This is a genomic window from Methanothermobacter sp. (assembly GCA_030055615.1).
Lineage (GTDB): Archaea > Methanobacteriota > Methanobacteria > Methanobacteriales > DSM-23052 > Methanothermobacter_A.
The window spans coordinates 183,096-200,437 of the sequence record JASFYN010000002.1 but is presented as its reverse complement, the minus strand read 5'-3'; the positions used below and the strand labels follow the sequence as shown (position 1 = coordinate 200,437).

20 protein-coding genes are annotated in these 17,342 nt (G+C 38.5%); 13 read left to right on the top strand and 7 right to left on the bottom strand.

Annotated elements, in window-relative coordinates:
* Positions 1 to 51 precede the first annotated feature (51 nt).
* The 6 genes from QFX38_04270 to QFX38_04245 are packed head-to-tail and all read left to right on the top strand — an operon-like array spanning position 52 to position 6,506.
* On the top strand, positions 52 to 1,548 hold the full coding sequence (locus QFX38_04270) for a succinate dehydrogenase/fumarate reductase iron-sulfur subunit (GenBank protein MDI9624079.1): 1,497 nt from the start codon (positions 52 to 54) through the stop codon (positions 1,546 to 1,548).
* The gene (locus QFX38_04265; GenBank protein ID MDI9624078.1) at positions 1,520 to 2,242 is read left to right on the top strand and encodes a TrmJ/YjtD family RNA methyltransferase; all 723 of its coding nucleotides are present in this window, start codon (positions 1,520 to 1,522) and stop codon (positions 2,240 to 2,242) included. Before QFX38_04270 ends, QFX38_04265 begins: the two co-directional genes overlap by 29 nt.
* A 15-nt stretch (positions 2,243 to 2,257) precedes the next feature.
* Complete coding sequence (locus tag QFX38_04260) at positions 2,258 to 3,379, top strand: DUF1512 family protein (protein MDI9624077.1); 1,122 nt, start codon at positions 2,258 to 2,260, stop codon at positions 3,377 to 3,379.
* A gap of 2 nt (positions 3,380 to 3,381) precedes the next feature.
* Positions 3,382 to 3,990: a dCTP deaminase gene (gene dcd, locus QFX38_04255; protein MDI9624076.1), complete on the top strand. Its 609-nt coding sequence runs from the start codon at positions 3,382 to 3,384 to the stop codon at positions 3,988 to 3,990.
* Between the two features lie 2 nt (positions 3,991 to 3,992).
* Positions 3,993 to 5,735: a glycine--tRNA ligase gene (glyS, locus tag QFX38_04250; protein MDI9624075.1), complete on the top strand. Its 1,743-nt coding sequence runs from the start codon at positions 3,993 to 3,995 to the stop codon at positions 5,733 to 5,735.
* 15 nt (positions 5,736 to 5,750) lie between these two features.
* Complete coding sequence (locus QFX38_04245; protein MDI9624074.1) at positions 5,751 to 6,506, top strand: TatD family hydrolase; 756 nt, start codon at positions 5,751 to 5,753, stop codon at positions 6,504 to 6,506.
* A gap of 54 nt (positions 6,507 to 6,560) precedes the next feature.
* On the opposite strand, the gene QFX38_04240 is transcribed toward QFX38_04245, so the two are convergent.
* The 5 genes from QFX38_04240 to QFX38_04220 are packed head-to-tail and all read right to left on the bottom strand — an operon-like array spanning position 6,561 to position 10,656.
* Complete coding sequence (locus QFX38_04240) at positions 6,561 to 7,400, bottom strand: carbohydrate kinase family protein (GenBank protein MDI9624073.1); 840 nt, start codon at positions 7,398 to 7,400, stop codon at positions 6,561 to 6,563.
* 25 nt (positions 7,401 to 7,425) lie between these two features.
* Complete coding sequence (gene minD, locus QFX38_04235) at positions 7,426 to 8,205, bottom strand: cell division ATPase MinD (protein MDI9624072.1); 780 nt, start codon at positions 8,203 to 8,205, stop codon at positions 7,426 to 7,428.
* A gap of 16 nt (positions 8,206 to 8,221) precedes the next feature.
* Entirely contained in the window at positions 8,222 to 9,214 is a 993-nt protein-coding gene (locus tag QFX38_04230) for a DUF2226 domain-containing protein (protein MDI9624071.1), read from the bottom strand.
* Between the two features lie 22 nt (positions 9,215 to 9,236).
* Positions 9,237 to 9,593: a cell division protein SepF gene (gene sepF, locus QFX38_04225; GenBank protein MDI9624070.1), complete on the bottom strand. Its 357-nt coding sequence runs from the start codon at positions 9,591 to 9,593 to the stop codon at positions 9,237 to 9,239.
* 1 nt (position 9,594) lies between these two features.
* Entirely contained in the window at positions 9,595 to 10,656 is a 1,062-nt protein-coding gene (locus tag QFX38_04220; GenBank protein ID MDI9624069.1) for a DUF1611 domain-containing protein, read from the bottom strand.
* Between the two features lie 123 nt (positions 10,657 to 10,779).
* On the opposite strand from QFX38_04220, the gene QFX38_04215 reads away from it, so the two are divergent.
* The 3 genes from QFX38_04215 to QFX38_04205 all read left to right on the top strand — a co-directional run bounded on the left by QFX38_04215 (position 10,780) and on the right by QFX38_04205 (position 12,712).
* Entirely contained in the window at positions 10,780 to 11,127 is a 348-nt protein-coding gene (locus QFX38_04215; GenBank protein MDI9624068.1) for a roadblock/LC7 domain-containing protein, read from the top strand.
* Positions 11,128 to 11,198: 71 nt separating this feature from the next.
* Entirely contained in the window at positions 11,199 to 12,161 is a 963-nt protein-coding gene (locus QFX38_04210; protein MDI9624067.1) for a 3H domain-containing protein, read from the top strand.
* Positions 12,158 to 12,712, top strand: a complete 555-nt coding sequence (locus QFX38_04205) for a ZPR1 zinc finger domain-containing protein (GenBank protein ID MDI9624066.1) — start codon at positions 12,158 to 12,160, stop codon at positions 12,710 to 12,712. Before QFX38_04210 ends, QFX38_04205 begins: the two co-directional genes overlap by 4 nt.
* Before the next feature lie 5 nt (positions 12,713 to 12,717).
* Here the strand turns inward: QFX38_04205 and QFX38_04200 are convergent, their stop codons facing one another.
* Together QFX38_04200 and nadC are read right to left on the bottom strand one after the other, a co-directional pair.
* On the bottom strand, positions 12,718 to 13,062 hold the full coding sequence (locus QFX38_04200) for a hypothetical protein (GenBank protein ID MDI9624065.1): 345 nt from the start codon (positions 13,060 to 13,062) through the stop codon (positions 12,718 to 12,720).
* Between the two features lie 143 nt (positions 13,063 to 13,205).
* The gene (nadC, locus tag QFX38_04195) at positions 13,206 to 14,042 is read right to left on the bottom strand and encodes a carboxylating nicotinate-nucleotide diphosphorylase (protein ID MDI9624064.1); all 837 of its coding nucleotides are present in this window, start codon (positions 14,040 to 14,042) and stop codon (positions 13,206 to 13,208) included.
* 71 nt (positions 14,043 to 14,113) lie between these two features.
* On the opposite strand from nadC, the gene rnz reads away from it, so the two are divergent.
* From rnz to QFX38_04175, 4 genes are read left to right on the top strand one after another with little or no spacing between them, the layout of a single operon-like run.
* The gene (gene rnz / locus QFX38_04190) at positions 14,114 to 15,034 is read left to right on the top strand and encodes a ribonuclease Z (protein ID MDI9624063.1); all 921 of its coding nucleotides are present in this window, start codon (positions 14,114 to 14,116) and stop codon (positions 15,032 to 15,034) included.
* Positions 15,012 to 15,743, top strand: a complete 732-nt coding sequence (locus QFX38_04185; GenBank protein ID MDI9624062.1) for a mechanosensitive ion channel family protein — start codon at positions 15,012 to 15,014, stop codon at positions 15,741 to 15,743. The genes rnz and QFX38_04185 overlap by 23 nt, the downstream gene beginning before the upstream one ends.
* Before the next feature lie 51 nt (positions 15,744 to 15,794).
* Positions 15,795 to 16,334, top strand: coding sequence for a class E sortase (locus QFX38_04180; GenBank protein ID MDI9624061.1), 540 nt, complete (start codon positions 15,795 to 15,797; stop codon positions 16,332 to 16,334).
* Between the two features lie 12 nt (positions 16,335 to 16,346).
* The gene (locus QFX38_04175; protein ID MDI9624060.1) at positions 16,347 to 17,309 is read left to right on the top strand and encodes a hypothetical protein; all 963 of its coding nucleotides are present in this window, start codon (positions 16,347 to 16,349) and stop codon (positions 17,307 to 17,309) included.
* Positions 17,310 to 17,342: the final 33 nt, after the last annotated feature.

The following is a 17,342-nucleotide window of genomic DNA, read 5'->3' as shown; positions in this document are numbered from 1 at the left end:
ATTTTCCTAGACTTTTATAATTTCCCATAAAATTTTGGAGATAAAAAGAATATGATAAAAATTAGAATATTAAGGTTCGACCCGGAAAAAGGCAATGAACCATACATCGAAGAGTATAAGATCCCATTTAAAGAGAAAATGAAGATAATTGATGCCCTAAACTTAGTCAATGACAAATATGGGGCTAACATCGCATTTCGGAGTTCATGCAGGGCAGGGCAATGCGGATCTTGTGCAGTTAAAATGGACGGCGAAGTAGTATTAGCATGTAAAGCAGAAGTAAAGGACGGAGCACTGATAGAACCACTAGACTTCCCAGTAATAAAAGATCTCATAGTTGACAGGAGCGAAATAGAGGAAAAAGCCAGAAAAATGCGATTATATTTAGAATCAACAGGTGAAGGCCTTCAAGAGATCAGACCAGAAGATTATATGGATTCAAAGAAACTTAGAAGTTGTATCGAATGCTTCTCATGCATAGCCGCATGTCCAGTTATCAAAGAAAGTTCAGAATTCGCAGGACCATATTTCATGAATTACCTATCAAAATTCGCATTCGATCCCAGGGACAAAGCAAACAGGGCCAAGAAAGGATTCGAGGAAGGATTATACTGTTGCACAACTTGTGCAAAATGTGAAGAGATCTGCCCAAAACAACTAAACATACCTGGAGATGCCATCGAGAAATTAAGAGCATTAGCATGTAAACAAGACATTGGACCATTAGAAGCCCACAAGAATGTTAAAAAACTCATAGAAGAGACAGGAAGATCAGTTGAACATATAAAGGAAGGATTCATAGAATCTTTAGAATTAGAGGGTGAAAATCCAAAACTAGGATTCTTCACGGGATGCCTAGTAGACTACAGGATACCAGAAGTGGGACTAGCACTACTCAGAGTCCTAAAAAAACATGGAATAGAAATCGACGTACCACCAAATCAAGTATGCTGCGGATCACCTATGATACGAACCGGCCAAATCGACATAGTAGAAGAACTCGTAGCCCAAAACAAGAAAGCACTACAAGGATATGATGCTATCATAACAGTTTGCGCAGGTTGCGGCTCAACACTCAAAAACGACTACCCAAAATACGGCCTAAGATTAAACGTCCTAGACATAAGCGAATTACTGGCAGATAACCTCAACACAGAAGACATGAAGCCAGTAAACATGCGAGTAACATATCACGACCCCTGCCACCTTGCAAGGGGCCAAGGAATACGACTAGAACCAAGAAAAATACTCAAAAAGATAAAGGGCTTAGAATTCATTGAAATGGAGAAACCAGACCAATGCTGCGGCTCAGGAGGCGGAGTGAAATCCGGGAAACCAGACCTAGCATATAGTCTAGGGAAAAAGAAAGCCGATATGATAAAGAAACTAGGCGTAGACGCTGTCATAACAATATGCCCATTCTGCCAATTACACATAAAAGACTCCCTAGAACGGGAAGGACTAGAAAACATCAAGGTCATGAACATACTAGAATTATTAGATCTAGCATATAATGGAAATGGAACAAGAAAAGATAAAAAAGCTTGAAGAGAACATTATAGTGGTCTTCGTCGAACCAGAAACACCAGGGAATATTGGTTTCATAGCCCGGACCATGAAAAACTTCGGATTAAAAAAACTAGTCCTAATAAACCCATGCAAATTAGACGATGAAGCATACCTACATGCAATGCACGCAACAGACATCCTAGAAAATTCTATAACATTCAGATCCCTCCAAGAGATGCTAGAGGAGCTTTCACCAGATTTCATCGTTGGCACAACAGGAGTGCCAGGTGGAAGCTACAAAATAGAAAGGATACCCCTCAGACCAGAACAATTTGCAAAGGCATTAAATACAAAGGCGAAGATAGCCATACTATTCGGTAGAGAAGGAAATGGCCTCACAAACGAGGAAATAAGAGAATGTGACATCATCGTAAGCATACCCACAAGCCAGGAGTATCCCATAATGAACGTTTCACACGCAGCCGCAATAATATTCTACGAAATATTCAAAGAAAGAGATTATAACCGCGAAGGGATCGAAGAGGCCTCAGGATTTGAAAAAAGACTCTTAGTATCTGATATGGAGGATATAATATCTTCACTTGCATTACCAGACCATAAAAAAAGAGTAGCCCTAAAAGCCTTCAAGAACCTCATAGGAAGGGCCTTCATCACAGGAAGAGAAGCCCACACATTAAAAGGGATACTCAGAAGGATAAAAAACAAACTCTAAGGGGGTTTTCAACTGATTCTTGGACTAGGAAGCTGGGATATTTTTAGCATAATATTCTTTGTGATCCTTATCATATTCTTACCAATAGTAATGAGGATCCGAATATTCTCAACACTACAAAAAGCCCTAATCGAAATGGAGAACATGGTAAAAGAATCAAAAGACATAATAATCGAATTTTCCAAGAAAAAAGACAAAAAAATCATCCAAGAAAAAGTTAATGAATTCCTAGACTTTTTTATAGTACCCCCAACAGACCTAGACCCTAACGGCATAGTCAAAAAATTCAACAGAATACTTGAATTAAGCGAATCACGATTCAAAGACATGGTTGACATAATAGCACCAAACGCCACCACAGAAACAAAAGCAAATGTAATAATGACCTTAAAAGTTGCCATAGGACTCAACAGCGTATATAAGATGATAAGACACAACCTAGAACTCGCAAAGAAAACAGGAAACCTCCAAATACTCCTGGCCCTGCAAATGAACATGCCACTTATCATGAGAATATTCAAAGCCCAATTTAAAGGCGCTAAAGCATTCTCCAAGGGTCTTCCAGTAGGCGACGGTGCAGGCCCCCTCACAATAGCAATGCTCCTAAAAAAAGATGATAAAATAGAATCCATAGACGACATGATCTACACAAAAAGAGAATACAATGGTAAAAAACTTATCATACTCAGACCAAAAGGGCCAGGAGCAAGACTAGGTAAAATTGCAAGGGCTGTGAACACATTAATAGACAAGTTCAACATCCAAAAGATTATAATGGTAGATGCGGCCGTTAAAATGGAAGGCGAAAAAACAGGCAAAATTGCGGAAGGTGTTGGTATCGTAATCGGAGGTACCGGAGTCGAGAAATGGTTTATCGAAGATAAAATACTCAAAGGAGACATGGAAATAGATTCAATAGTGATTAAAATGGGCCCAGAAGAGGCAATAACCCAGATGGATAAAAAGATCTTCAGAGGATGTGAAACAGCCCTTGAAAGGGTCAAAGCCAGTATAAAAAGGACAGAAAAGGAAAACATACTCGTCGTAGGGGTGGGTAACAGTTGTGGCATACCTAACATCGTCGAAGACCCATCAATCATAAAATTAAAAGAAGAAGATGATGAAAAGGGAGACTGACTATGGCAATCCTAAGCGACCATGACATAAAAAAGTATCTAAAGAGGGGTTTAATAATTATAGACCCCCTAGAAGATCCTGAAAGACAAATACAACCATCATCAGTAGATCTTAGGATAGGTAACGAATTCAAGGGATTCAAGATCATAAGAAAACCATGCATAGACCCCCAAGAACCAGGGGACATAGAATCTTACATGGAATCATACCATATAGAAGATGGAGAATCCTTCATAATACACCCAGGAGAATTTGCATTAGCCACAACATACGAATATATAGGATTACCAGACAATCTTGTCGCAAGAGTAGAAGGAAGATCATCCATCGGAAGACTCGGTATCACAATGCACGTTACAGCAGGATACATAGACCCAGGATTCCATGGCAGAATCACCCTTGAAATCTCAAATATTGGGAAAATGCCAGTAGCACTCTACCCAAAGCAGAGAGTATGCCAGATAGTATTCGAAACAATGACCTCACCAGCAGAAAAACCCTACGGACACCCTGAAAGGGAAAGCAAATATATGGGTCAACTCAAACCCGAAACAAGCAAAATAAAAGAAGACTATGAACTCAGAAAACTCAGAACAAAAAAAGGAGGATAATAATGAGCCACGAAGAAGTGATGAAGATCGCGAGAAAACGAGGATTCCTATGGTCATCATTTGAAATCTACTCAGGAGTGGCAGGATTCGTAGATTACGGTCCATTAGGGGCCCTCTTAAAAAATAAGATCATGAACAAATGGCGAGAATACTACATAATAAAAGAGGGATTCTATGAGATGGAATCACCCACAGTGATGCCTGAAGAAGTTTTTAAAGCTTCAGGCCACGTGGACCACTTCAATGACCCAATGACACAATGCAAAGAATGCAAAGAAGTATACAGAGCAGATCACATAATCGAAGAAGTTACAGGTCGGGATGTTGAAGGCCTAGAAAACCAGAAACTCACAGAGATAATCTCCAATGAAAAGATAAGATGTCCACGTTGTGGCGGACACCTCACACACGTCTGGAGTTACAATCTCATGTTTCAGACACTAATCGGGGCAAAGGGCAAAAAAATAGGATACCTCAGACCCGAAACAGCCCAGGGCATATTCACACCATTCAAAAGACTCCTAAGATTCTTCAGAAACAAATTACCATTTGGTGTTGTCCAACTCGGAAAAGCTTACCGAAACGAAATATCACCCCGTCAAGGTGTCATAAGACTCAGAGAATTCACACAAGCAGAAGCAGAAATATTCGTAAACCCTAAAGAGAAGACACACCCAAAATTCCACACAATAAAATCAGAAAAACTAAAACTCCACCCAGCAGAAAACCAAGAAAAAAACAAAAAACCGATAACAATAACCGCAGGAGAAGCCGCTGAAAAAGGTATAATATCAAGTGAACTTCTAACATACCATTTATGGTTGGCAAAAAAATTCCTAGTCGATATAGGGATACCAGAAGAAGTCATAAGATTCCGACAACATCTCCCAACAGAAATGGCCCATTATGCAATCGACTGCTGGGACGTTGAAATAAAAACCAACAGATACGGATGGATCGAAATAATAGGCATAGCAGACAGGACAGACTACGACCTCAAATCCCATAGTGAACACAGCAAAGAAGATCTCAAAGTCTTCATAGAATACGAAAAACCCAAGATAATAAAAAAAGAAACAATTCAAGCTAAGATGGATAAAATCGGTCCAAAATTTAAAAAAGACGCCGCGAAGATCATAAAAGCCCTAAAAGGTCTGGATCCGAAAATCGTCAAAAAAGAACTTAAAGAAAACGGCCAATTCACACTGGAATTAGATAAAACCTACACCCTATTAGAAGAAGACCTTGAATTCAAAAAAGTTGAAAAAACCATAAAAGGTGAAAGGATATTCCCCCATGTAATAGAACCATCCTTTGGCATTGACAGAATAATATATTCACTCCTACTACATTCATATAAAAAAGAAGATGGTAGGACTTACTTTAACTTTCCAGTTGATATAGCACCAGTAGAAGTTGCAGTCCTACCTTTAATAAACAAGGAAGAACTTGTCCAATTAGCACTAAATATAAAAGAGAATCTTAGAAATAATGGTTTCATCGCAGAATTCGACGCATCAGGTACAATAGGCAGAAGGTACGCTCGTATGGATGAAATAGGAGTGCCATTCGCGGTGACAGTGGATCACCAATCACTCAAAGATCATAAAATCACCTTAAGAGACAGGAACACCACAAAACAGGTTAGGATGCCAATAAAAGAGCTCACAAAGACCCTGGAAGACCTCTTGAAAAGACGGAAAAAATTCCAAGATCTTTCACACTACTATAAAATCCAAAACTAACAAGGTGAAAATAGGATGATAGACGCCCACATACACGCAGACACACGACCCTATGAAGATTTCGAAAAAATGGCAATAGCAGGTATAGATAAAACCATAACATGCGCCCATGATCCCCTACCAATGAAAGTCTCGACAGTCACCCTTGAACATATACAACGCTTACTAGAAGTAGATGCCAAACGCGCGAAAGAAAACGGCATCGAATTATACGTAGCAGCAGGAATACACCCAAGAAGCATACCCAGAGACTATAAAAATGTCCTAGAGAATTTACCACAAATTCTAAAGGATAAACGTGCGGTGGCCATAGGAGAAATCGGAATTGAAAAAGGAACCCATGTAGAGATAAAAGTCTTGAAGGAACAATTAGAATTAGCTGATAAACTGAAAATCCCTGTGATAATACACACACCCCGTAAAAACAAGAAGAAAATGACAAAAATCCTACTCCAAGTCATGGAAGATCATATCGACACTTCAAGGGTATTGATAGATCACATAAATACTGAGATAATCAAAGAAGTCATCAAACACGAATCAATGCTTGGACTCACCATACAACCAGGTAAAATGACACCATTTGAAGCTGTTATGATCATGAGAGAATATGGTATAGACAAATTCATGTTAAACAGTGATATGAGTTCAGCACCATCAGATCCACTATCAGTGCCAAGAACAGTCCATAAGATGCGCCTTGAAGGGTTCAATGACTCAGAAATACTTAAAGTATCTTCAAAGAATGCTGAAAAGTTCTTTAAAATATAGGTTAACTTCAATAATATACTTTAATGTCACCTATAATCCTTTTTTTGCCGAAAACTATATTGCACCTAGTTTTTTAAGATTTTTCAGGGCACATCCGTGCGCCTTTTTGAGGCATGAGTTTAAACTTTCACCTTTAGTCCATGATGCTATAAAACCCGCGGCAAAGGCGTCACCTGCACCGGTTGTGTCAAGAGCCTTAACTTCCTTAACCTTATATTTAACCAAATCTTTTTTTGTATGGACTTCTGCACCTTTACTTCCTCTTGTTATCACTATCAAGGGAATCCCCTCATCGATTAGGAGATTAATACCTTCCTTAGGAGATTTACCGGTTAAAAGTTTAAGTTCATGTTCATTGAGAAAAAGAACATCTGTATTCTGGAGTATTGGCCTTAACGTGGATATGCCATAAGCTGCAAGGAGAGCTCCAGGTGCAAAAGAAAGAAGATTTGCATGTTCAGCTGCTGGAAATGCTATTTCAAGGTATGTGCCTCCTAGGTGGATTAAATCAGCCTTTGAAATATAATCTATTTCCCTTTTTCCAATTTTAAGCTCCTTGTTCGCACCCATAAATGAGTAAATAGATCTCCTACCAGTCCTATCCACACTTATGAAAGCCATCCCAGTAGTCTCACTGGTCCTTGAAAGACCTTTTATATCGACTCCTTCATCCTTGAGTCTATTATAAATTATATCACCAAAATAGTCCAAACCAAGCTTTGCTACTATACCTGTTTTAAGACCGTTCCTAGTGGCATGAATTGCAAAATTAAGGGCGGATCCCCCAGGTGAAAGATGTAACTTTTCAATGTTCATTTCAGTATCAGGCTCTACGAAGGACGGAACCTTTAGGATGAAATCTATATTGGCGGTTCCCACACTTACTATATCCAAAAAAAATCCCCACCCATGGGAAAATTTATCTGCGCCCTGTTAAACCTGCTATTAATTTCGCTATGATACCTCTCTTATCAGGTTCAATTGGATGGAACTCTTTACCCAATAGATCAGCGGCTAATTTCATGATAGCATTGCTAGCGGGTGATTTAGGATTCTTTATAACTACAGGCTCTCCAAATGCTGCTGATCTACTAATTTCAGGATCTTCAGGTATAACTGAAATTACTGGAACTTCTAGTATAGTTTCGATCTCATCAACTGTTAGGAAGGTTTTATCATGTTGCTCCCTATTCACTACAACACCTATGATCTTAACATCTAGCTTATCTGCAATTATTTTTGTCTTAAGAACATCACTTATGGAAGGAATCTCAGGAGTTGTGACAAGTAAAAGTTCCTCAGCAGCGGCAAGCGCTGCTATAGCATCCTTTTCAAGGCCAGCGGGGGCATCAATTAATAAGATATCAGCATCTTCGACCAAATAAGATAATACTTCCTCTAAGCGTTCTAGTTTCACATTCCTCAATCCTTCTAATGATATCCCAGCAGGAACTATCTTCACACCTTCTGGACCATCATAAATAGCTTCCTCTATGTTGGCTTTGCCCGCGAGTACATCGTGTAAGGTGACTGATTTGCCCTCCATTCCAAGCACGAGCTCCAAATTGGCCATTGCGATATCTGCATCTAGTACTATTACACGTTCGCCGTAACTTGCGAGTGCAACTCCTAAATTGGCCGTTACTATTGTCTTTCCAACTCCTCCTTTACCAGAAGCGATTGTTATGACTCTTGTCATTTTATGCCCCCAGAATTTAATGTATTTCGATATTCACATTAAAATGTTCTATGATTTCAGGATAACCCCTGAATGTCTTTCTGATCTCCATTTCGATTATATCATTAATGTGTTCTTTTAATTCTTCTTCCTTCATTGTCCCACCTATTAGACGGGATAATAATCCTTTGTTTTCGCGTTCAATAAGTACTTTTATGTCTCCTTCAAGTTCTGGCATGTTTTCTAGGAAAACCATAACTTCAACACCTTTTATATCGGGGATTCCTATTATTGATTTTTTTATCTTGTTCATTAAAGTCAATTCTACTCTTTCTATATCTATTGTAGTTATGGCGCCCCCTTTATAGTTTTCGAGGACTTTTTCAACTTCTTCTTCGTCTATATCCTTCAATCCATACTTTTTCATTATTTCTTCTCTGTTTAGGGGTTTTGTTATTTTTTCTTCTGTTTCATCGGCGATTTCGGGAGCTTTTTCAAGTTCTGTTGATGTTTCTTCTGTGGTTTCTTTTTTTACTGGTGTTATTTTTGGATGTTCTTTTTCTTCTGTGGTTGGTGTGGTTTCTTCTTTTATTGGTGTTTCTTCTGTGGTTGGTGTGGTTTCTTCTTTTATTGGTGTTTCTTCTGTGGTTGGTGTGGTTTCTTCTTTTATTGGTGTTTCTTCTGTGGTTGGTGTGGTTTCTTCTTTTATTGGTGTGGGTTCAAGTTTATATACCTTGTTTATGTCTATTATGTAGTCTATTTGTGATTCTCTTACTTCAAACAGTTCTATGATCGTGTCCATTTTGTTAACGATTTCTAAGATTTTTTTCATGGCCTTTGATTTCATGTATCTGTCATAAGAGGCTGCTACTGGGATGCCATCTTTGATTAATATATGGCCTTCGCTTGAAGCGTGGGTGACTCTGATAAATCCGTTATGTTTTTTTCTGGCAAGTTCTTCTAAAAATTTATCGAAGTCTATTTCATCACCATAAGAGATGTATGATGGTTTTGTGATTGGTAATTCCATTCACCACTCCCCTTAGAATCTATTATTCTTTTTTGATGAGTTTTATCTCTGGGGGGGTGATGATTATGATCTCTTTTTCATTTTTACATAATAGTATAGCCTCGGCATTTTCTGTTTCCCGTAAATTTTTTATTTTTTCCCCCGCTCTTCTGAAATCTTCTAAGGATTCTTTTTTTAAGTGGCTTAGGTCTAGTATTACTGGGTTTTTTTCTTCTGTTATCTGGACTAGAACGTCATCGATGTCTTCGAGGTTTTTCGCTTTCATTAATATTATCTCATAAAAAGAATGCTCTGGTACTATAATTGTTTCGGTTTCTTCTTTTTTCTCCTCCTCGTCCAAGCCCATGGTTTCTTTTAAGAAATTTATAACATCTCGCAATTTATATCTCTCCTATGTGATCTATGATAGCATCTAATAATTTGGAGGAGCCCCCCCTTTTTACATCGGCGACTGGAAGATTATATTGGTTTTCATATTTTCTTATTAATTTTTCTTTTATATAATCATTTATGTTTCTCAGATTTAAGGAGATGCCCACAACTTTTGTGGGTTCAACAGCTTCTATTGCTTTTATTTCTTCTTTTATGCCTCTGGGGTACCTGTAGGGGTGTCTGGGCCTGTGGCATACTATGCATGCATCTGGCATGGATCCTACTAGGATTGCGGCTGATAATCCCCTGGGATGTGGGTTTTCTCTTTCTGTTAAACTGGCTTGGCTTTCAATGAAAATTATGTCAGGATCCTTTTTTTCTTCCATGTATTTTATCGTCCCCATTAGGGCTGCTGCGACATCCATTACAGAAAGGCTGCCTGCCCTGAAGTTGATATCAATTGGTGGCTCTAATCCCATCTCATCTGTGGATATTACCGCTGGTTTCATGCCCCTATTTTTGGCTTCGATACCTAGCATTCTTGTGGTGGTTCGTTTGCCACATTCTTGTGAAGTTCCTCCTATGTATACCACGGGGGTTTTGGGTTTGTAATTTATTTTTGGCAGGATTTCTGTACAGTGTGGTGGGGCCACTCCCATGACTTTGCGGACGTTATCCAAACGGGGACTTATTTCTAGGATTGATACGTTCTTTTCCTGGGCGAATTTTACCAGTGACTGGTTTTCGGCGAGTGGTAGCGATCTGAATGATGTTACAACATTTTTGCCCTCGTTTATTGCCTGGACTGCATACTTTAATGCGGTTCCTTCAGCTCCAATAGGTAACATTATGGCAACGCTCTTTGCAGGTGTCTTCTTAAGGAGTTCGAGGAGATCTGATGATACTATGGAGCCACAGAATTCTTTTCCATGCTTTGATGGATCATCATCTACGAATCCTACTATTTCCACTCCTTCGAAGTTTGCGAATTTTTCTCCTCCACCACCACAGCCTATTACAATGAATGGGTTGAGTTTTTGAAGTTCTTTTACAGAAGATAAGATGTACAAAGAATCACTCCTTAACATTTTAATGTTTGAAGATAATAGAAACTTTAATTAGTTATGTGTACTTACCTAATAATAAAATGGTTAATGAATATATAAATCTAGGGGATAGGTAATATGGTTGAAATGATTGAAAGGGTGCTTAAGGATCTAGGTAGAATTAATGGTGTTAATGGCTCTCTGGTTGTTGGAAAGGATGGTCTCATAATTGAGAGCGAAGTCCCATCAGGTATAGATGCGGAACTCGTAGCTGCAATGGCATCAGCAGTATTTGGTACGGCTGAGAGATCAGCTGAGGAGATCCAACAGGAACCACTTGAACAGGTGACAATAGAGGGCAGCAGGGGTAAAACATTGATGATCGATGCTGGTGAAGGCATACTTGCAGTTATAACAGATGTTGATATAAACCTTGGGCTAATAAGGCTCGAAATGAAAAGAAGCGCGGAAAGGGTGAAGGACCTACTAACATGAACATGGATTTCCCTTTAAACTGAAAAGGTGCACAGAAACATCTAAATATTTGGCCTTGGAGAGTAGGGATATTGAGGAAACCGTATGTAATATTGATAGGAAGCGCTTCTGGTATAGGCAAATCTACAATAGCTGCTGCTATAGCCAGTGAATTAAATATAAAACATCTCATAGAAACAGATTTTATCCGGGAAGTTGTGAGGGGGATCATTGGACCAGATTATGCTCCAGTACTCCACAGATCATCCTTTGATGCTTACACTGCCTTGAGAGATAAAGAAAGATTCGGAGACTATAAATCGCTGGTAAGCGCGGGATTTGAAGAACACGCTTCCTTTGTCATACCTGCCATTGAAAAGGTTATAAAGAGAGCCATTGAAGATGCGGATGACATAGTAATAGAAGGAGTACATTTAATCCCAGGTCTCTTAGACATAGCCAAATTCAAGGATGAAGCTTCAATACACTTTTTCATATTATCTGCGGATGAGGAAGTCCACAAAGAAAGATTCGTCAAAAGGGCCATGGAAATCAAAAGAGGGGGTAAGCATCTTGAATATTTCAAAGAAAACAGGATCATACACGATCATTTAGTGAAAGCGGCGAGGGAGCATAATGTACCAGTGATTGACAATGAAAGCGTAAATTGTACAATAAAAAGGATGCTGTCATTCATAAGAGAGTGTTGCAAACTGATAACATTAAAACACTCAGTAGATAAGCTACCTGAAGTTATAGATATAGTTATTAGAAAGTATGGTGGACGAATAGTAGATGTCGCTTATTATATACCAGGATTCACAGAGCCTCTTAAAAGGGAAGTGAATGTATATGATCCCAGGGAGGCTCAGAGGTTCCTTGACAGGCTTCAGAGCAATCCTAAACGAAAAAAGGATCTTGAAAGACTCTACAAATTATCGAATAACATACACTCACATATAATATGCGCACCAGACGAGGAAAGTCTCACTAAGATAACTCATGAACTCGACAAAAAAGGACTAATATACAAAGGAGAAGATGATCAACAATGAAAATCGATTGTCCAGTATGTCATGCCCAAAAATCGTTGGAAATCACCACGCACTTGGAGAAGATACCATATTTTGGTGAGGTCATGGAATCAACGCTTATATGCCAGGAATGTGGATACCGTTACAGTGACGTTCTCTGCCTGGATCATGGAGAACCTATGAGATACTCTTTATGGGTTGAATCTGAAACCTTAAACGCGAGGGTGGTTAAATCACAATCAGCCACTATAAAAATACCAGAACTAGGTTTAAAGGTGGAGCCAGGGCCAAGGTCCACAGCTTATATTTCAAATATTGAGGGGGTTATCGAAAGATTCCAAGCAGCTGTTAAAATGGCTTTAAAACTTTTCGAGGATGAGAAAGCCCAGGAGAGATCCCTTAATTTACTCGAGGACCTTAAAAAGGTTAGGGATGGTGAGAAAAAGGTTAAGGTTATATTGGAAGATCCTATGGGTCAAAGCTTCATAGCTCATCCAAAGGCTTCGAAGCGCAAGTTAACCAGTGAAGAAATCAAAAAACTTAAAACAGGTTTTATAACAATCGAAAGATAGTGTCATCATTCCTCTCGTGATTTCATTGTACGTTCAATATCCATGGCTAGAGAGTCACAGTCCGCTTTTATAGCCTCTAAGTGTTTTATTATCCTCTCTTTTTCCTTGTTTATCCTTTCTATGTTCTTATATGGGTAAATGCATTCCTTGAACATGTCATATTCCACTGTAGCATAAGGGTACTTGTTTAATTCCTTGCAGACCTTTGCTAATATTTCACCTAAAAATTTGTTCATTTCAACCTTGACTCTCTCTCTTATCATCTTGTCACTGTCAAGGTGTTGCTTCATGAGTCTTACAACTTCAGCCTTTGCAAATGGTAATTCCTCTTTTTCGCTCTCTTGGACCATAAAATTTTACCTCCTCTTATCATATGATTAGTGTGATGGCTATATAAATATTTGGATAATTGAAAAAATCCTAAATTTTTTAAATGGAATGGGAGCATATTTTAGAGAATATTAAAGACAATTTTAACCAGAATTAAAACAAGTCACAGTTTGCTCATCTCCAAACTTAAATCTACTACAGGCGTTGAATGCGTGATAAAACCCATTGATATCACGTCAACCCCAGTAGCGGCATATTCATCAATATTATCAGGGTTTATACCACCCGAAGCCTCGAGGATAACATTATCCCTCAAGTTTTCCTTTTCAAGTGTACTGATAACATCCTTAATAACTGATGGCTCCATATTATCAAGGAGTATTATATCAGCACCACACCTTGCAGCTATAATAGCATCCTCAACAGACTCAACTTCTACTTCTATTTTCTTTGTGAAACTTATATAGGACCTAACCTTCCTGATAGCCTCCTCTAGGTCTCCGATGAGGGAAATATGATTATCTTTTATCATTGCACAATCGTCAAGTCTAAAACGGTGAGTGTCACCGCCACCAATACGGATAGCATGTTTCTCCCACCATTGTAAGCCTGGTGTTGTCTTACGAGTTCCAGCGATTATAATGTTGGGGTTATATCTTCGCGCCCTTTGCACTAGATTATATGTAGTAGTGGCTATACCGCTCATTCTCATCATAAGATTAAGGAGGGTTCTTTCAATAAGGAGAATATGCCTTGCATCCCCTTTCATTGAGAGTATGATTTCATCCTCTTTGACCTTATCACCATCTAACTTATATGCTTTAAAGTCTAAATTGAAATCATCACATGTAATCTTTGCAACCTCAACCCCAGCTATTATACCATCATCCTTGGATATGACTTCTGCTTCAGCTTCTAAGCCAACCTCTATAAGTGCGTTAGTTGTGATATCCTCAAAACCCACATCCTCTTTTATTAATTTCCTTAACATATCAATCAAAATACTCACCCTCCCCTTTATGATATATTAACGATGGGATTATAAACCTTTTACAAAGGCTGGTGTGAAAAATGGAACTAATATTCCTTGGAACTTCGGCAGCAATACCCTCCAAGAAAAGAAACCATACCGCAATAGCCTTGAAAGCATTCGGTGAAGTGTTCCTATTCGATTGTGGAGAGGGGACTCAGCGGCAGATGGCAAAGGCAAAGGTAAGCCCAATGAAAATAGAGAAAATATTCATAAGCCATTTACATGGGGATCACATTTTAGGTTTGCCTGGGATGATCCAGACAATGGCATTCCGTGGGAGGGAAAAACCCCTACACATATTCGGCCCCCCTGGCCTCAAGGGAATGGTTGATGCGGCGATGAAGCTTGGATATTTTTCAATGGATTTTGACATTTATGTGCATGAAATAGGCGCTGGTAAAATCATAGAAAAGGAGGAATATGTTATAAGTTGTGCTGAGACAGAGCACACAGTACCTAATTTATCATATTGTTTCGAGGAAAAGAAAAGGCCTAGGTTTTTAAGGGATAAGGCTATAAAGTTGGGTTTAAAGCCTGGACCAGCATTTGGAAAGCTTCATAGGGGCATCCCGGTACGTTTGGGTGATAGGATCATAAGACCGGAAGAGGTTCTTGGAAAACCGCGTAAGGGTATTAAGATAACATATTCAGGTGATACAAGACCATCTCAGAACCTTGTAAAATTGGCTAAGGATTCCCATATACTCATCCATGAAGCCACATTCGAGGCAGGTAAAGAAGATAAAGCTCTTGAAACTGGACACTCTACGGCTTCTGAAGCTGCTGAGGTAGCTAGAGAATCTAATGTGAAAAATTTGATCTTAACACACCTTAGCACCCGTTATAAACGTTCTGATATTATTGAAAAGGCGGCTAGGGAAATATTTGAGAATACTATAGTGGCTTATGACCTCATGTCTATCGAGGTGAGGAAATATGCAACCGAAGATGATAATTGAAGGTTTACTTGTTATAGGAATTACATTGTTCGCCACGTTTGTTATAACAAGGTGGGTTTCGCGCTTACTTTATAAAACCGCGGAAAAATGGGAGTTAGATTTAACAGTAATACATGTGTTGAATGATATAATAAAATACGCCCTATATATATTAGCGGCTGCCATAATCTTGAAATGGTTTGGAATCGATCTTACGGGGCTAATTTTAAGTATAGGAATAGTAGGTGTTGCAGTAGGTTTCGCTGCTAGGGATACATTAGCAAATTTTATATCAGGACTTTTCATACTTGCAGATAAGAGTTTCAAGGTTGGTGACGTTATCGAAGTTTCCAACCAGAAAGGTACCGTTATAAAGATGGGTTTTAGGACAACAACAATCTGCACTTCTGACAATAAAATTATAACAATACCAAATTCTTCTTTTTCAAAAAACCCCTATGTTAATTATACATCATCCCATAGACGTAGGATAGATCTCAAAGTAAACATACCCTTGGAGGTTGATATAAAAGAATTTGAAAAGAAGATAAAAGGGATAGTAAGTAAAATAGATGGTATCTTACCAGAACCAGAACCGCATCTCATCATATTGGAGATTGCGGATACTGGTATAATCGCTAAGGTAACAGCTTGGACGGATAAAACAGATAAAGTTGTCTATTACAAGTCTATAATAGGAGAAAATGTCAAAAAACTTATTAAAAGGTGAAAAATGAGAAGATATAAAATATACTCAATAATTATAATCATTATTTCTATAATGATATCATCTCTGATTATAATAAAAGGGTGCCAGGACATTGAAAAGGTGAAAATCTCACAACACCACCTCGAAGAATACAAGAAAGCCCCAAAAGAACTTTTAAGCCCGGAAATACCCACTAATACAAGGTATACTATCATAGGGAAGCTGATAATACCTAAGATAGGCCTGGAAGCTTGGATAAGAGAGGACACAGTTAACGCCTATGATTCGGTCTACCATTACCCCGAAAGCGTAATGCCAGGAGAACCCGGAGACTGCGGCCTACTAGGACATAGAACAAGATATTCAGGGCCGTTCCAATTAATAGGAAACTTAAAGCCAGGAGACATAGTAATAATAGAAGACTTCATAACCTCCAAAAAATACACATACAAAGTAATATCCAATGGTGAAGATATAAGATGGGACTACAAAGAAAATCCCATAAGATTCGCACAGACAGGAAAAGCAAAACTGATGCTCATAACATGTTACCCTCCAGGGAGAACAGACGCTGCATGGATAACATACTGCGAACTTATAAACACTCAATAAGAGGTTTTCGAAATGAACATATTCGATGAAATCTACCAAGATTTCAAAAAGATAAATGGTTTCAATGGTATAATGGTAATGGATAATCAGAGCATCCTATATGACAGGATAACACCAGAAGGGATCGACAAAACGCAAATAGAATCCATGGCAAGGGTTATAAACAAATCATCACAAAAACTGCTTAAAAGAACAGGGCAAGGCCATTGTAAAACAATAATCCTAGAATTCCAAAAGAATAACATGATACTATTAGATATTGAGAAAATCCACCTTATAGTAATAGCAGACAAAAAAGCCAAACTCGGCCACATAATCCTTGTATCAGAAAAAAACAGGAAAAAACTCCATCAGATAGAAAAAGCACCAGTTAGTGAAGTTCCACTCAAAATAAAAAAAGAGATCACACCTTCAGGGGAAGTTAAAGGTTTACCCGAGGAAGAAGAGGAATTCACCCCCTCAGAAGAGGTCAAGAGTTTACCTGAAATAAAACCGCCGATTTCGCTCCCCAGAATGGAAAAGGAGGTTAAAATACCCACTAATGAAAAAGAAAAAACAGAATTAACCCTTGAAATATATGAAAACATACTACTTGCAATGTCAATTGGAGCCAGTAAAATAATGGGAGTTGCACCAGCCAGGGGAATGTTAAAAAAGTCATTACCATACAAAGAATGTCCACAGATCCTTGAAGGCGTTGAAGTTAAAGCAAATGCTGCCATAGAATTCAACACTATAAAATCTAATATAGAAAAATCCCGATACAAATCAGAGGACATCATAGAGGGTCTTAATAAAATAATATGGTCCATAACAGAAAATTATGGTAGAGTAATGGGATATGATGCATTCAGGGGCATGATAAGACCAGAATTTAAAACAATCCATGAAACATATGGCAAGGCAATGGAAAAACTTGGAATAATAGATGGAATACACCCAGAACTTAAAAAAGTTTGGGAAGAAGCATCATAACCATAATAGGTGCCCCGGAAATTCGTCAGGTTT

Coding starts and splice junctions, on each gene's coding strand:
- QFX38_04185 (MDI9624062.1), top strand. CDS start 15,012: ATGCAACCGAAGATGATAATTGAAGGTTTACTTGTTATAGGAATTACA.
- QFX38_04175 (MDI9624060.1), top strand. CDS start 16,347: ATGAACATATTCGATGAAATCTACCAAGATTTCAAAAAGATAAATGGT.
- QFX38_04265 (MDI9624078.1), top strand. CDS start 1,520: ATGGAACAAGAAAAGATAAAAAAGCTTGAAGAGAACATTATAGTGGTC.
- QFX38_04230 (MDI9624071.1), bottom strand. CDS start 9,214: ATGGAATTACCAATCACAAAACCATCATACATCTCTTATGGTGATGAA.
- QFX38_04245 (MDI9624074.1), top strand. CDS start 5,751: ATGATAGACGCCCACATACACGCAGACACACGACCCTATGAAGATTTC.
- QFX38_04200 (MDI9624065.1), bottom strand. CDS start 13,062: ATGGTCCAAGAGAGCGAAAAAGAGGAATTACCATTTGCAAAGGCTGAA.
- QFX38_04205 (MDI9624066.1), top strand. CDS start 12,158: ATGAAAATCGATTGTCCAGTATGTCATGCCCAAAAATCGTTGGAAATC.
- glyS (MDI9624075.1), top strand. CDS start 3,993: ATGAGCCACGAAGAAGTGATGAAGATCGCGAGAAAACGAGGATTCCTA.
- rnz (MDI9624063.1), top strand. CDS start 14,114: ATGGAACTAATATTCCTTGGAACTTCGGCAGCAATACCCTCCAAGAAA.
- QFX38_04215 (MDI9624068.1), top strand. CDS start 10,780: ATGATTGAAAGGGTGCTTAAGGATCTAGGTAGAATTAATGGTGTTAAT.
- minD (MDI9624072.1), bottom strand. CDS start 8,205: ATGACAAGAGTCATAACAATCGCTTCTGGTAAAGGAGGAGTTGGAAAG.
- dcd (MDI9624076.1), top strand. CDS start 3,382: ATGGCAATCCTAAGCGACCATGACATAAAAAAGTATCTAAAGAGGGGT.
- QFX38_04270 (MDI9624079.1), top strand. CDS start 52: ATGATAAAAATTAGAATATTAAGGTTCGACCCGGAAAAAGGCAATGAA.
- QFX38_04180 (MDI9624061.1), top strand. CDS start 15,795: ATGATATCATCTCTGATTATAATAAAAGGGTGCCAGGACATTGAAAAG.